The sequence below is a fragment of the Sphingobium sp. genome (genome assembly GCA_035196065.1).
Taxonomy (GTDB): Bacteria; Pseudomonadota; Alphaproteobacteria; order Sphingomonadales; family Sphingomonadaceae; genus Sphingorhabdus_B; species Sphingorhabdus_B rara.
Genome location: CP136575.1, coordinates 1,509,802 through 1,524,643, shown reverse-complemented (window position 1 = coordinate 1,524,643; position 14,842 = coordinate 1,509,802). Strand labels below are relative to the sequence as shown.

The following is a 14,842-nucleotide window of genomic DNA, read 5'->3' as shown; positions in this document are numbered from 1 at the left end:
TTTGGGTGCTGACATATTCATAGATATGTCCATTCCCACCTTGCGCTGGATCCCAGAAGAACTGGGTGACTGGGTTAGTGATATCTGAAGCGGAAAGGGCTCGAGAACTGGTCGCTAAAGCAGCGACAATGATCGGACTGGCCATACATACTCCCCATCAGCCCGACTGAGAACGGACTTTCATTTTAGAATCGCAAAGAAGCTGTTCTAGGGAACGGGAAGATTATGATTAAAATCCGTTAACCATGATATTGCATTCACTTTGCAATCTTGATGTCTTTGATTGGAGAAATGGCATTTTTTATCGAAAGCATTGGCTTCGTTCGTTAACTATATTAATCGCTAATAATGGCGCGTCTTTGTTTCATTTGTATATTTGAAGATCACAGGAATGCTGGGGGTGACATGGCCCTCCCCTACGCTGTGCCGAGGCATCTTGATGGGTCCTGCGCCACAAAACAGCCCCTTAGGGCCCGTGCGTTTCTTGCCCAGAAAGAATGATCACTTTGGGTCCAAACTTATGGGACTGGCACAATTCGTAACGTCTGAAGTTGATCAATTCGGACTAAGGCAGGCCATTGCTTCAACCGCGCTTATGCGCAACAAAGCCGTCAGACTCTAATCGCAACTGGTGGTCACGTCATCTGCCCAAACCTACGGTTACACTGATAGTAGACGCACTCAATTTGTGACGTTCTTAAATATTCAAGTGCAGGAGGATCGCAATGGATAGACGCAAAGTTACGAGCATATCGGAGTTGATTATACTTCAATTTCCGATGACTTTAGCACTTGCGATGATTTCAAATGGCGATCAAAATCATGAAGAAACATTTTTACATTTTATAACATTGTTCTACATATATTGGTTTATTGTTTTTATTTATTATTCTTATAATGTAGATGATTTTGTAATATTGCCTCCATCAATCTGGAAAAAGGCATTATTATTTTTATGCGCTCCGATTGGATTAATGTTCGCGAATATGGTTTTTATGGCCCTTTCAATCATACCAGTTCAATCGGCACTCGAGTTATTCGGATTATTGTGATTGAGGTGGTGACATCGCGCATCGGAAAGGCCAGCCACAAGAGTAGAATTCTAAGCCGCCAAATTAGTCCGCCTGATACTCTACCTAGGATTAATCGGGAACGCTAGCGAGCCGAGGGCCGTCAAAGAAAAGGACCATCGTCGGAAATGTGGGTTACTGACTACTTCCATGGCGATAATGATCCTTCAGTGAGGGTCTCATTGATCCAGCATGATGTTTACCAAAGCTCGTTGAGTTTGATGGTAAGTGCATGCCTGAACCACATGAAAGCTGGATTCATGCTGGCCGGTCAAGACTACCCAAAAAAATGGGATGGAGTGTTTCAATTTGACCATCGAACACTGCAGCTCGCCCATGATTTAGTAGCCGCAGCATGGCGATTTGAATGTCTAAAAACTGAGATGCCGCTATTTTTTCAAACGGACCGCGAAGTGGTTATTGAACGCAAATGGAAAGCATGGCTAAAAAACGAATTGGGTCTATGGCGCGACCAAGCAGCGATCGTCCGCAATGTGACGATTGTTCTAGGTCATCAAAATGTTGAAAACGGCTATCACGCAGAAGATCTCTTGACCCAGGCATTGGTGCACAGATTTGATAATGTGGATTGGCATGATTGGCTCTTGACCATAGCATATGGAAAGCTTCTGCCCCCAGCCACCCTAGAAGTCAGTGCATTTCAGGGGTAGCAGCCTTGGAAGAGCAGACGTCAGCTTCGAACGGGAATGCCTCTGTGAAGGCAAAGAGCCAAAACCATCTCCAAGCGAAGCGAGGTGATTGTGCCACCGTTTGGAAGGTCGGAGAAGAAGTATGAAACTATATGTCTTGAGTTGGATTGTTGTCAGCGCGGTACCTTTATACGCGACAGCACACTCAGCTAACGAACAGCGCAAAGAAGACATAATTGATCGGTGCATAGCCATTAAGAACGATAACGAATGGTCCCAGTTGAAGGCCTGTAATCCCTTCTTGAGAACGGAGCTTGGTTGCCTCCTTCCCGCAGAAAATTTGACGGTGGACCGCAGCTGCGTAGACAAAAAACTATCTGAACGTGTTTATCAAAGCTGCATTGATGACCAAGGGTATTGGGGGCGCCCCATCGAGCCTAAAGAGGGCAACGACCGTTTGATCACACTGTCTCGACAAATTGTGTCATAGGCGGCGCTCCGGCTTCAAATTAATTAAGCTGCTCACGCTCCGTCACCCGAATTTTGGACTATTCGCAGTCAGGTTTTCCGCTGCAGATATCCTCGGCAGGGCAAGTGGGTACAGCATGAAGACCTGAAAGTTTACAGGCGCCAAATGGCCGTTGGTCATAAACCAAGGCGAAAAACTGCGGTCATAGGTTGGGCGGGGCTGCACCACCGTCGGGCTCTACTCTCAGTTGCTAGAAAGCTGAGGTCATGTCAGCTATGTTTTCATTTGAACGTCTGGATCTTCAAGGTCTTCACGCGCATCAGGATGATGAGGAGGCTGACGGTGCTGATGGCTTTTAAAAGCTACGACCCCACTGTTTGACCGTCGTGAACCCTCTAGGATTTCAGCCTCAGTGTATGGCGGCTCATGGAAGCCGCCCCATTTCGTTTTTACAAAAACCATATTTAGTCCTTTCCATTAATTGCTTTTTGGGAAACCGCATTATCGTATCGACAGAGTTGGACGTTTTCTTGCATTTGCCCTGACACTGATTGTCTCTGGATTTTCAGGTACAGGTGGGCCGCAACCCATCATTTCACTCTGAAGGATACGCCACGCGGCCGACACGCACCCATTTGCGAAATGGGCCGTTGTACGTGCATACCAAGCGAACACGGTGCCCAGAAAACTGACTGAGAAAACCACGCTTGCCTTCAGGCACTTGATATTGGAACGACTGGCCCACTCTGGTCAGTTGATAATGGCGGTAGTCCAACCAAGCGCCTTCATACTGATGCATCCGCGTCAAACGCTCTAGATGCTCACGCATTCGCTCCTTTATAGGCGACCAACCGCCGGGTGTGTCGAGAAGCTTGGCAGCCAAGTGTCCAATCATATCGCCTTTTGTGTCGGCGATCATTTGATAGGGCAAAATGACACTAGGGCGGGGTCCACGGCCATAATAACGCGCAAAACCCTCAAGCATCACGTCCATCGATGTCCTCCCCCTCATAAAGACGGCGAGTATTTTCGTTGTCCGTCCCCAACTCTGCTTCCCACTTGTAAAGATCGGCAGGCATAAAGCGCAGCGGGCGGTAAAAGCCTGGAGGAGGATCCTGATAGTCCTCATCCACTGCGGGAACTTGACGGTGGTAGTAATCGAAGGAGTTGTAACGCTCAAACTCGGTTCCAGCGTCAACCAACCGACATATCGGATTGGTATAAGGCCGGTGGCCATGATCATAAGCAGCTTGCAATAACCACTCCAGCGTAGGCCAGTAGTAGCGCTGGGTGCCTGCACGGATAAGCAACGCATTCATCATGATTGCGTCAGCGCCCACATTATCCAGATCAGAGGAAGCTGCAGATAGCTGGGCCCTTACCGCCAATAGCAGTTCGGCCGCCAGCGCTTCAGCTTGCGCCTGTTCAGAGCGAATAATGTCATAAGCGCGGGGCCGCTCCCCGCTCAAGGCAATGCCGTCTTTAGTCATAAGCTACTCCCAGTTTGCTCGTAAGAGCCTCGTTATTTTGCCACCGGTGCCGGAGTTGGTCGGTTGGCAGGGCCCAATGCCCTTCTGAACGATGGCTGATTGATGGCATGATGCTATCGAAGTATCAAGCCCATAAATTTGTCCTGTCCGCAAATTCAGCCAGCCTTGGCAGATGTTAGGACTACCCGCTCTTTATGACCGTCGGCCGGCCTGGGTCTATTTTCTAAGGCTCAAAAGTGCTTCGGTAACGCTAGGGAGCAGCGCTGCTGGACTCGGCCAAATGAGATATCTAAAGGCAAGTATCGCGGGGAAAGCTGTCGCCTAGCTTCACCGCCCGGCAGGGATAAATATGCAGCAAAGGCGAACTAATGTGAGTTTCATGGACACTGACCATCTTGACCTGCCTGATACTGCGGTGGAACATATCAGCCAGATGTTGACGCTAGCCAAGAGCAAGCATGAAGAGGCGATGGCACTGCTGGGCACGCCTGTTCAAAACGCGCTTCCACGGCTGCAAGAAGTGCTCAGGTTACTGGATGAGGTAGAGCTTCTAGCGGACGACGCTGCAACATATGTCGAGGCCGACGTAATGAGGGCTGCCATCAAGAACCTCCACGTCCAACAAGCCAGTGTAAAAATGGCAATAGCCCAACTGCAGGCAGTGAAAATGCAGTCACCATGGGCAACGCCTTGGCCGTGGATCACCTTGATCGCTTTAAGCGTAATCATTGCCATCATTGGCACGTGAGAGGGGCTCGCTATGTTGCGGGTTCGCTGTTCGGGAGCCAGCCATCAAGCAATCGAGAGACGTAGCTCTTATCTAACCTGTGCCCGCCTCCGGCCACGACAGAGACTGCAATGCCGACTTGCTCGCCAAAGCGGTTCAATGATGCTGGCTGGCATTGCCAATCCAACTCGCCAACGTGGATCTCGCAGCGTGAAGCAACGCGCAATTTACCAGCCTCTGCCAGCCCTGCTAACCGATCAGCATGCGGCGGAGAAAATCGGGGGCCGTTTCCTAGGGTGGCCGCAGCACCAATGATCGGAGAAAGTAGCAGCACTCTGCCAGGGAACGGGTCCACTAAAGTTTGCGCATGAAGATAAAGATAAGCACCAAAGGAGTTTGCAATGACTAATGCTTCCTCCGCCCAGAAACCGGCTTTCAGATCGTCAGCGATGACCCGGATCTGATCTGAGAACCTTAGACGTTGGAGGTCTCCGGACATATCGCGCCCGAACACAGAAAAGCCACGAGATTGAATTTCCAAACCGAGGCCGGCGTCAATTCGGCCGCCGCGGCCAGGCAGGTAGTAAACATTTCGTGCGCCGCTCATTACTCGCCTGATCTCTGCATGGTGCCATTCATTTTGAGGAGGAGTTCACTTACCCATTGAGGCACGATCTGGCTTGCTAGACCCATCCGGCAATCTGAAAACTGCACGGGTAGTTCAGGGATCTCAAGATTAAGCAAAAGCGTCTCTGCGCCATGCGATTTGGCTTGGGCCGCAAAGTCGGCTGCTGGCACAACATTGCCTGACGTGCCGATGGCAACAAAGATGTGGCAAGCTTCGAGTGCCGCCTCAATTGTTGGCAAGCATCTCGGCGTTTCGCCGAATAAAACAATGTCCGGCCGCAGAGCCTCTTGGCTGCAACTTGGACATTCCCGATTGCCCTCAAGCGGTCCATGGCGAACAAACTGGACGCTGCAGTCCATGCAATATGCAGAGTTAAGCTCTCCGTGCATGTGTATGAGATTTTGGGAACCAGCGCGCTCGTGAAGGTCATCAACATTCTGAGTTATCAGGGTGAAATTACCCAAGGCAGCGTTTCGCCAAAAGCGCTCTAGTTCCGCTAGCGCCTCATGCGCCGGATTGGGCAGCGCTTTTGATGCGGCTTTCTTGCGTTCGTCATAGAAACCACAAACAAGGTCAGGATTTGTTGCCAAAGCGTCTGGTGTGCAAACATCTTCAATCCTGTGGCCGGACCAGAGACCGCCTTCCGCTCTGAATGTGGTCAATCCGCTCTCGGCGGATATTCCTGCGCCGGTAAGAATGAATATATTGAATTTGCCTTTGAGCATTCTGTCTCTGACATCCTGATGTTTTTAGGCTGGCCATATTCTTGTGTGTTTCGGGCCGATAGCTGCCGGCATTGTAGTCACATTGCATTCAGGGTCGCTGAAGGGCAAGGTGGGTGCCATGATCCCCTGATTTTCCTAAGGAATTGATTAGTCTCTGGCCTGAAGGAAGGACAGACGATGAAGCAAGCGAGGTTTACAGAAGATCAGATTCTTTGCGTTCTGAAGGAGGCCGCGGGGGGCGTAAGATAATTTCGTTCTTGATCTCGAGGTCCTCGACACAGAAGATGTGAGGCTCTGATCCGGGAGACCTGACTAATGCTGCATGCAGCTCAAAACAGACTGTTCGAAGAGGAACCAATTTAAATCAATGACGGGATTGCTGACCTTAACCCGCGCGGGGCTGTTAGCCACTTCGCACAAATGGCTTGTTGCTCTAGTCCTTGGCTTGTTTCTCGCCTCTCCTGCCCTTGCAGAAAAAAGGGCTTTGCTGGTTGCTGCCGGTTCCTATGACAACCCTGCAATCGAGGATCTTGAAGCTGTCCCAAACGACCTGCAGCTTATGGTCAGCCTGTCCCGTCAGCTGGCCATTTCTGAAAGCAAGGTCATCATTCTTGCGGACAGTCACTCAGACCGACAGGTCAACGGTCGGCGTTCGGGACGCGCAACAAGAGCAAATATACTCGCTGCAATGGCAAGTCTCGCTGAGGCTTCGAAAGCGGGGGATGACGTCCTCGTCTATTTCACCGGGCATGGCAGTCAGCAACCGGATCAGAAACCCGATGATCCACGCAGTGATGAGGCTGATGGCTGGGATGAGGTGATACTGCCGGTAGATGCTGGAATATGGTCTTCTGAAACAGGCAGCATCATCAACGCCATAACTGATGATGAGCTGGGGTTGATGCTCGACAGGATAAGATCAAGGGGCGCAAACGTCTGGCTTGTGATGGACAGCTGTAACTCCGGAACGCTCATGCGTGGCGTATCGGCTGGCAGCAGGCAGGCCAAGTCTATCTCGCCTGAAACGCTGGGAATTCCGTCAACGATCAAGGTTCCTTTCGCGCACTCCTCCTCCGCATTGCCAATGGAAGAAGTCGGCGGCGCCATAACCGCCTTTTATGCAGCGCCTGCAAACCAGTCTGCATTTGCAGATATCTGGTGGGATGGAGGAGAGCCTTCAGGGCAATCTTATTCGCTTCTCACTTTCGCACTCAACGCAGCAATGCGGAAAGAGGGCGTTTCCAGTTATCGCGAACTCGCCCGCCTGACCAGTCTGGTCTATGGACTGCAGCGGAAGCCAGCGACATTGCTTCCCCAGTTCTCAGGGAACATGGAAAAGGGCATTCTTGGGAGCCCAGTTATTCAACGCAAACGGTGGCCGATTACAATTTCGGGTAATGCCATTATGCTGGAAGCCGGGAGCCTTGACCTGCTCAAGGAAGGTGACCTGATAAAGGTTGTTGGGAGCGCTGGTGATAGCCCTGCCCGCAAGTTCCGGGTTTCGGAAACCATGCTCAGCCGCTCCTTTCTTGAACCGGTTGAACCAGAGCCATTCAACCCGGACACGCGTTCGGGCCTGACGGGTGAATTGACAGGAACTCCGACCGGTCTCACGGTGCGAGTATTCATCGATCAGGGCAATAACGAGCTATTACGTGAAAAGATCCGGGAGCGGCTTAATCTCGGTCCGCCCGAGGACCGACATCATCTTCGCCTTGTCGACAAGAAACATCTTTCAGACCTCACGATTGTTTCTTTGCGGGACGAAGTTCGCGTCTTCAGAACCAATGATGGACCTGACATGCCCGGGGATGGCGTTGTCTCGATCAAATGCCCGGCTGACATTTGTCTCGACGGCCTTGTTAGGGTTGTTGCGCGGCAGTCACGCGCGGTCCAGCTTATCCGTATCCTTTCGCTTAATACCTCGGCACTTGATGCCAGTGGCCTCATTGTCAGCGGCACAATCCAGAAACTTGCCCAGAGTGACGAGCGGCCCTGCGGAAAATGGCAAGCCGACGCCGAACGGCAAATTTTCTTCGACACAACTTCTTCGCAAGCCGTCCCCGGCGTTCTTGCAGTCAGCAACTGTGACCAGCTGGAGATAAACGTTTCGATGTCTGGCAAGGCGGACCCCGATATCGCCGCTGATATTACGGCGCTTTATATCGGCGCTGATGGAACAATCGCGAGCATGCTGTCTGCGGGGCAAAACATCCGGCTCCAGGCCGGAGACAAGTTGATCGCAAGGCAGCGGTCGATCAGAGCGAGGCAAGGGGGGATACCCTACCCTTTCGGCAGCGAGAACATCATGCTCATTGCGGCGATCCGGTCTGCGTCGGATCCCGTGAGGGACTATGCATGGCTTGCGCGTTCGACGAATGATGAAACTTTCCGAACAGCTGACGGCCAATATGCCACAGAAACTCTTGAAGGACTGTTGTCAGAGATAGCCATTCCTGCCTTGAGGGGCGGCGGCCAGATGGAAGTCGGTTCAACCCAACTCATTTCGCTGCCACTCCTTTTTGGACCTCGCGAATGACGCGAAGTTGGACTTCATCGGCGACGACATATGACAACACACGAGGCACCCACACAACAACCTTAGGGATCATGAATTACCCCTTACTGCATCGGTAAGTTCCAACCACACACAGCTGACAATATTCATCAACTCCACAACAAACATCAAAAGTATGGAAAACCCAACTTTGCAACTCCTCCTGCTTGAAGACGAACAGTTCATGGCTGATCATGTTATCGGATCACTCCGCGAGGTCATGCCCGAGGCAGAAGTCGTTCATACTCGAACCTATGACGCAGCTCTGGCGCTTGCGCTCGGCACACAGTTCGACTGCCTGATATTGGATCGCAATGTTATTGGAGGTGACGGACTTGGCCTCGTCAGCGCCCTGCGCGAAAAAGACGTCAGGACGCCTGCTCTCATGCTCACAAATCTGAACTCGGCAGACCATCAGATCGAGGGATGGTCATCCGGGGCCGATGCCTACGAGGGCAAGGATTTCGAACCGATGGTTCTCAAGGCCCAAATCCAAAACCTAATCCGCCGGTCGGCAGCCGACGGTCACCCTCGGATATTGAGGATTGGTTTCCTTGAATTACACAGAACGGCGCGGACCGCGATGTGGATGGAAAAGGATCTTGACCTTGAACCACAACAGTTTGCCCTCCTGCTATGCATCGCCGAAGCATCTCCGGGTACTGCAAGTTATCAGCAGATCTGGAAGGAGGCCTGGCCCGAATTTCAGGGCATCGACCCCCAGAAGCAAACTATCCAGACAAACCTCTCGAGGCTGCGCCGGAAGATCGACAAGGCAGGGGCAGCCATAACCATCAATTCTGTCGATGGCGGTTATTCACTCGAAGTATGATAAGCTGAGGGAAACTCGATCCGGAAAGTAGCCCCGGGCAGGACGTCGTCATCGCGGCTTTGTCGTACCAAAATACTGCCATTGTTCATCAATGTGAAAAGAGACGCGATTGCGAGGCCGAAACCATTTCCTTCCACATCATCATCTTCCGTCAGACGACGATCCAACCTGAATATTGCCTCCCTCTCATTATCCGGGATGCCGCGTCCGAAATCTGCGACCTCGATGACCGCCATGCCATCTTCTGTAAAGGTCCTGACAGCAACCCGTTTTCCCTCGCCTCCATACTTGATCGTGTTTCCAAGAAGATTGGCAACAACCTCCGTGACGAGAGGCTCGCTTATGCGGGCTGCTGATGCCCGAAGGTCAGTTTCAAGGCTGATTCCGGCATCCTCGAAGCTGTCTGAGAAGAGGGCAACAGCCCTCTTTGCAACCGCATCAAGCGGTGTGACAGAAAGAGCAAGGGAACCTCCCGGATTTGCAGAAATTTTCGAAATCTGAACAGCTAGGGCATCCAACCTCTGGAGCGCAGAGAGGGCCGCAGCAATTTCATCTGCATCTTTGCCATCAAGATCCTTCGCTACATAGCGAAGCCTTATCCGGGCGTGGTTTATGTAATTGCGCAGATCGTGCGTCAGCGTGACGGAGATGGTTCTGAGGTTGAGAACAAGGTGCCTGATACTGCCGGTCATAGAATTGATCCGGGCTGCAATCGAAGACAGCTCGGCAGAAGTGAGATCCGAAGCCACAGGGTGCTCTAGATTGCCTTCTTCAATGGCCTGGCAATCGTTCAGAACTGCAACAAGATCCCTTCTCAGCAGACGCTGTGCAAAAATACCGATAAATAGATTGGCCAAGACCGCAATCGCACCAATCAGCAGAATGAACCGCAGCGCAATCCAGACTGGCCGTTCGAAAGTATCGACGTAAAAGCCTGTGAAATACCAGCCACAATCCGCGCCAGACCACCACGCACCCACCACAGGTTGTCGATCGAACGAGAGCACGCGGACAGCTTCAGACCTGGCGGGATTAGGTCCTTCGCTGATCAATCGGGCTGCTTCGTTGTCGCTGGCGATGACAAAAAAGCTATTGTTCGCATTTCGGGTAAACCCTTCGGCTCGCCACTTAAGCAATTCGCAACGGGCCGCATCCTCCATATAGCTTTGCTGCTCCACCTCCCGGAAAGCTTCGTAGCGTGCCCTACTCAGAGCATCGGCTGAAAGGCTTGAGTAGGCTATGAAGCCAAGGGCCGAGAGACCAACAACCAATACAATATTGGCAACCCAGAGAAAATATCCGGGTGAGAGCAATATTGAAAAAAATCCGAATCTTGGTTTCATGTCTAAAAGAGACTATCATCAATTGCGGGCAATGCCGAGAGCACTAGGAGAATGGTATTGATGACATGGTTCAATGCACTGTGCCTGATCTTCGTGACAGCATTTGTCTGCAGCGCTGCCCGCGCTCAGGAAACCGGCAACACATCCGGTAACACCGGAGATGCAATAGCCACCGTTTCCAGTCCGGGAGCCGAGGAGCGCGTTGATCGCATGGCCCTTGCAGACCAGATCTACATCCACGCCAAGGACAACAATGATCCCTACGGTTTCATTACAGCTGCTGGCATCTATCAGGAGCTTGGGAGCCTGGCTGATGGCATGCAGACGGGCCGCTTTGTGTCTGTTTATCCTGAAACGTTCTGGGCAGATGCTCTTGCTGTCATCGGAAACAGAAAGGCATTAAAGGCTGAGTTGGAGGCTCGCAGGCATCGCTCGGGCAAGTGGTTGGTCGGGTCCAGCCCAGTAGACCTGCAAATAGCCCCGGCGCCAAGTTCGGGAAAAGACCTCGAGTATGAAGGAGGGCAACCTGCAATCATCCATCTGCGACCTGCAAATGGAGAAGTCCGGATAATTGTTTCGGACGATAGCGGTGCGCCTGTCTGTCAGACAGGCTGGACCAGCAAATCAGCCTATTGCCGCTGGGTACCGAGACGAAAGGGGAAATTCCGGATTTCGGCCGAACGAAAGTCAGGTCGAGGACCAGTCAGGGTGGCAGCAAACTAGGTGGCTGATATTTTTCGATATCCTCTTAACTTGATATCCAATGCTAAGATATCATCGTTCTGCATTGTTGCGTTCATGTGCGCATTCATCATGCCTGCCACGGCCTCCGCAGAGCAGACGAACCCTGCATCGGGAATTGAGGCGAATGAGGTCACCAATCCTCTCGACGATGACAATGAGTATCAGGGCTGGATAGTGGATGCCAATAACGCTGAAGCGGCACGGGATGGAGAAAAACTAGAAAAATTGGCAAAATATATGATTGCAAAACAGCAATCATATCAAAGTCGGAATTATTTTATATTGGCGATAGCCTATCTCCGGCTTGCCGATGCTTACAGCCTCCAGCGGAGGCCTGATGAAGCGATTGAGGCTGCGCATCAGGCTTACGAAATGATCAAGACATCGGAAGGCGGTCAAAGTCTGGTGACAGCTCGTGCCATGCAGAGGCTTGCGGACTTTCTTTCTAACGGGGGCCGACATGAAGAAGCGCTCGATATTGCTAGGCAGGCCCTCGATTTAAGCCGAAGGGTTCTGGGTGATGAGCACTCAGATACTATAGAGGCGATGGAAGCTATTGGTAGAATTCAGAATTCTCTTGGGCATTACGCTGAGGCCCTTGATGTTCAGAGGAAGGTCGTGACCTGGCATCGCAAGGTCAATGGCGTGGATCATCCTGATACCTTATTCGCAATGTCTTTCCTTGGCATCTATCTAGCCGAACTCGGTCTTTATGCTGAGGGGCTCGAAATTCAAGAGCAGGTCGTTGAAGTAAGCCGGAGGGTCAACGGGGATGAGCATCCTGATACATTATTCCCCATGGCCGCGCTTGGTCTCTCGCTATTGAGTGTTGGGCGTTATGACGAGGCGCTCGGAATCCAAAGGCGGGTTCTCGAACTATCGCGAAAGGTCGACGGTGAGGCGGCGGTGAGTACAATCGTGGCCATGCAGAACCTTGCTCTAAGTCTGTTCAAAATTGGGCGTTACGCGGAGGCTCTAGAGCTTCAGAGAGAGGTCGTTGAATTCAACGGCGAAGACAGCCGAAACAGACCCGCAATCATCGGGGTGCTAGCCATAATGCTGAATGTGGCTGGGCGTGCCGAGGAGTCTTTTGAGCTTTATAAGCAGGCTCTCGAACTTTCCAGCAGGTTTGATGGGCCGGGCCATCCGACGAGCCTGCATTTAATGAACGAACTTGCGAAGGCTTTATCCAAACTGGGACGTTCAGATGAGGCCCTTGAGCTGCAGAAACAGACACTTGAAATGTGCCAGAAGCTTCTGGGGGAGGCTCATCCGAAAACGCTCGAGGTCCAGGAAAGCCTTGCGATTAACTTGTCCCAAAAGGGGCATCCGGCTCAGGCTCTTGAGTTGCAGAAACAGGTCCTTGAACTGCGCCGCAAGGTTCTCGGAGAAGAGCATCCAGATACAATTAGCGCCTTGGAAGGCATTGCCGCTATTTTGATCAATCTTCGACGCTTCGATGATGCGCTTGAAATCCAACAGCAGGTCGTTGCGCAATCACGCAAGGTTCTTGGAGAAGGGCATCCAACAACAATACTTTCCATAAATGGTTTTGCCGCCCTTTTGTCGATCTACGAGGCTTCCCCTCAGGCTCTCGACATCCAGAAGCAGACTTTAGAGATTATCCGCCCGGCTTGGGGAGAAAATCATCCGAATACGCTTGAGGCGAAGAACTTACTTACCATGTCTCTGCTTATGCAGCCTGACGGTTCGCCTGAGGCACTTGTGTATGCACGAGAGGTTTATGAAGCGAAAATCGGGCGTATCGCGGAACTGGAAGGGTTGGGGGCACACGGCGAAGATCAAGCGCGACGAGAGCGTATCAAGCTTGATCGTTCGTCCCATCTGTTTGCTGATGCGCTGTGGGTATCTTCTCGGGGAAAAGCTTCTTCAGGTAGCTCGGTCGAGGAGGTTTTTCAGGCTTTGCAGAGAGGCTCGAGCGGAACTGTCTCCGATGCTGTAGCCAGCAGTGCCGCCCTGCGCCATGCCGCGGCTTCAGGCGTCGAGGAGGCAGCGAGAAGGCGGCGTGACTTGGTCGGTCAATGGCTGGCGAGCGAGAAACAGTCGCTTGAGGCTATGGGTTCGACCAGTCAAAGAGATGTAGCCAGAAGAGAAGTTCTTGGCGAGAGGATGAAGGAGATCAGCAACGAGATCCGTGCCATCGACAGCGTGCTCGAAAAGCAGGCACCGCGGTACTTCTCCATCCTGCAACAAGCGCCCCTGCGCATTCTGGAGGCGAGAAGGCTGTTGAAGAAGGGCGAGGCCATCCTCCTCATTGCGCCAACCTCGTTCGGCACCCATGTTATCGTCCTTACCGAAAAGGGCATCGCCTGGAAACGCTCGGAACTCAATCGCGATCATATTGAAAGACTGGTGAGCCGGCTTCGGAGTGACCTCGATCCGGCCGGTACTTCCGGCGCACGCGGCCCGGACATGTCCTTGCCCGGGGCAGGCGCCATGCCCTCGTTCGACCGCAAGAGTGCCCATGATCTTTATGCGGCCCTGATCAAGCCGGCGGCGGAACTGCTGAATGGCAGTTCACAGGTTTACATTGTCACCGATGGAGCCTTGGCTTCGTTACCCTTTGGTGTCCTTGTGACCAAGGAGCCGATGGAGGGCGAGGAGGATGCTGATCCTGACGTCCTACGCAATACTGCATGGCTTGCTGACGCATGGCCGATCGTCCAGCTGCCCTCTCTGCAGTCGCTCGCCTATTTGCGCACCTACAACCGGCCGGCAATCGGGGCGCTCGCCAGTAACGGCTTTGCAGGGTTCGGTGATCCGCTTCTTGGCGGCAAGCCCTTTGAGAGAGGTTCGAGAACCGATTCACTGCCTGCGGTCGACGTGAACAGCCTTACGGGTGCCGGCGTGACAGACAATGGCGCGCTTCTGATGGACCCGGAACGGCTGCGCCGCCTTGCCCGTCTGCCCGGCACTGCAACGGAGCTTGAAGGGGTACGCCTGAGCCTTAAAGCGCCTGCATCATCCCTGCGTCTGGCAGAGCAGATGACCGAAAGCTCCATAAGAACCAGCAACCTCACCGGTGTCGGCATACTGCACCTTGCCACACATGGTCTGACTGCAGTTCAGAGCGGCACGCTTGCAGAGCCGGGCCTTGTGTTCACGCCTCCGGACGAGGCTACATCTGCAGACGATGGATATCTCTCATCATCGGAAGTGATCGGCCTCGATCTCACCAATACAGACTGGGTCATCCTGTCTGCATGCAGCACGGCTGCTGCATCAGGAAAGGATGGCGAGGCAGGACTGTCAGGGCTTGCTCGATCGTTCTTCTATGCAGGCGCCTCAACCCTGCTGGTAAGTCACTGGCCAGTCTATGATGACGTCGCAGCTAGGATCACGACCAGCACCATCAACTACTCGGCTACAGGCATGTCGCGGGCGCAAGCGCTCCAGACAGCTATGCAAGACGTCCGCCTTTCACCCGACCCGCGGTTCGCTCACCCCTCCGCATGGGCTCCCTTCTCCATCCTCGGCGACGGAAGATGACAACACGATTGGCCTCGACACAGCCACCTCAGTAAGCCTGAATTACCCCTTACTGCATCGGTAAGTTCCAACCACACACACCTGACAATATCCATCA

The 14,842-nt window shown here is 52.6% G+C and carries 11 protein-coding genes and 1 riboswitch; of the genes, 6 read left to right on the top strand and 5 right to left on the bottom strand.

The genetic code is table 11. The features are described from left to right. Window positions 1-1,252: 1,252 nt before the first annotated feature. Window positions 1,253-1,741, top strand: coding sequence for a hypothetical protein (locus RSE16_07400; protein WRH74563.1), 489 nt, complete (start codon window positions 1,253-1,255; stop codon window positions 1,739-1,741). Window positions 1,742-2,784: 1,043 nt separating this feature from the next. Here the strand turns inward: RSE16_07400 and RSE16_07395 are convergent. Together RSE16_07395 and RSE16_07390 are read right to left on the bottom strand one after the other, a co-directional pair. Further along, a complete protein-coding gene (locus RSE16_07395) occupies window positions 2,785-3,183 on the bottom strand; it encodes a hypothetical protein (GenBank protein WRH74562.1) in 399 nt (132 codons plus the stop codon). Beyond that, on the bottom strand, window positions 3,167-3,679 hold the full coding sequence (locus RSE16_07390) for a hypothetical protein (protein ID WRH74561.1): 513 nt from the start codon (window positions 3,677-3,679) through the stop codon (window positions 3,167-3,169). Before RSE16_07390 ends, RSE16_07395 begins: the two co-directional genes overlap by 17 nt. After that, a riboswitch (SAM-I-IV-variant riboswitch) is annotated at window positions 3,680-3,776 on the bottom strand. Window positions 3,777-4,049: 273 nt separating this feature from the next. On the opposite strand from RSE16_07390, the gene RSE16_07385 reads away from it, so the two are divergent. Next, the gene (locus RSE16_07385) at window positions 4,050-4,427 is read left to right on the top strand and encodes a hypothetical protein (GenBank protein ID WRH74560.1); all 378 of its coding nucleotides are present in this window, start codon (window positions 4,050-4,052) and stop codon (window positions 4,425-4,427) included. A gap of 10 nt (window positions 4,428-4,437) precedes the next feature. On the opposite strand, the gene RSE16_07380 is transcribed toward RSE16_07385, so the two are convergent. Together RSE16_07380 and RSE16_07375 are read right to left on the bottom strand one after the other, a co-directional pair. Beyond that, window positions 4,438-5,013 (bottom strand): hypothetical protein, encoded by a 576-nt coding sequence (locus tag RSE16_07380; GenBank protein ID WRH74559.1) that lies wholly within the window; start codon window positions 5,011-5,013, stop codon window positions 4,438-4,440. Beyond that, window positions 5,013-5,759 (bottom strand): NAD-dependent deacylase, encoded by a 747-nt coding sequence (locus RSE16_07375; GenBank protein WRH74558.1) that lies wholly within the window; start codon window positions 5,757-5,759, stop codon window positions 5,013-5,015. The genes RSE16_07380 and RSE16_07375 overlap by 1 nt, the downstream gene beginning before the upstream one ends. Before the next feature lie 367 nt (window positions 5,760-6,126). On the opposite strand from RSE16_07375, the gene RSE16_07370 reads away from it, so the two are divergent. Further along, window positions 6,127-8,298, top strand: a complete 2,172-nt coding sequence (locus tag RSE16_07370; GenBank protein ID WRH74557.1) for a caspase family protein — start codon at window positions 6,127-6,129, stop codon at window positions 8,296-8,298. 154 nt (window positions 8,299-8,452) lie between these two features. Next, the gene (locus RSE16_07365) at window positions 8,453-9,148 is read left to right on the top strand and encodes a response regulator transcription factor (GenBank protein WRH74556.1); all 696 of its coding nucleotides are present in this window, start codon (window positions 8,453-8,455) and stop codon (window positions 9,146-9,148) included. On the opposite strand, the gene RSE16_07360 is transcribed toward RSE16_07365, so the two are convergent. After that, entirely contained in the window at window positions 9,130-10,491 is a 1,362-nt protein-coding gene (locus RSE16_07360) for a HAMP domain-containing sensor histidine kinase (GenBank protein ID WRH74555.1), read from the bottom strand. The genes RSE16_07365 and RSE16_07360 overlap by 19 nt on opposite strands. Before the next feature lie 51 nt (window positions 10,492-10,542). Between RSE16_07360 and RSE16_07355 the strand changes: the two genes are divergently transcribed. Together RSE16_07355 and RSE16_07350 are read left to right on the top strand one after the other, a co-directional pair. After that, window positions 10,543-11,214, top strand: a complete 672-nt coding sequence (locus RSE16_07355; protein ID WRH74554.1) for a hypothetical protein — start codon at window positions 10,543-10,545, stop codon at window positions 11,212-11,214. Continuing rightward, on the top strand, window positions 11,215-14,745 hold the full coding sequence (locus RSE16_07350; protein ID WRH77267.1) for a CHAT domain-containing tetratricopeptide repeat protein: 3,531 nt from the start codon (window positions 11,215-11,217) through the stop codon (window positions 14,743-14,745). Window positions 14,746-14,842 lie beyond the last annotated feature (97 nt).

Excerpts from the sequence above, each read along its gene's own strand:
- RSE16_07360 (WRH74555.1), bottom strand. The coding sequence starts at position 10,491 with ATGAAACCAAGATTCGGATTTTTTTCAATATTGCTCTCACCCGGATAT.
- RSE16_07375 (WRH74558.1), bottom strand. The coding sequence starts at position 5,759 with ATGCTCAAAGGCAAATTCAATATATTCATTCTTACCGGCGCAGGAATA.
- RSE16_07365 (WRH74556.1), top strand. The coding sequence starts at position 8,453 with ATGGAAAACCCAACTTTGCAACTCCTCCTGCTTGAAGACGAACAGTTC.
- RSE16_07395 (WRH74562.1), bottom strand. The coding sequence starts at position 3,183 with ATGGACGTGATGCTTGAGGGTTTTGCGCGTTATTATGGCCGTGGACCC.
- RSE16_07370 (WRH74557.1), top strand. The coding sequence starts at position 6,127 with ATGACGGGATTGCTGACCTTAACCCGCGCGGGGCTGTTAGCCACTTCG.
- RSE16_07355 (WRH74554.1), top strand. The coding sequence starts at position 10,543 with ATGGTATTGATGACATGGTTCAATGCACTGTGCCTGATCTTCGTGACA.
- RSE16_07380 (WRH74559.1), bottom strand. The coding sequence starts at position 5,013 with ATGAGCGGCGCACGAAATGTTTACTACCTGCCTGGCCGCGGCGGCCGA.
- RSE16_07390 (WRH74561.1), bottom strand. The coding sequence starts at position 3,679 with ATGACTAAAGACGGCATTGCCTTGAGCGGGGAGCGGCCCCGCGCTTAT.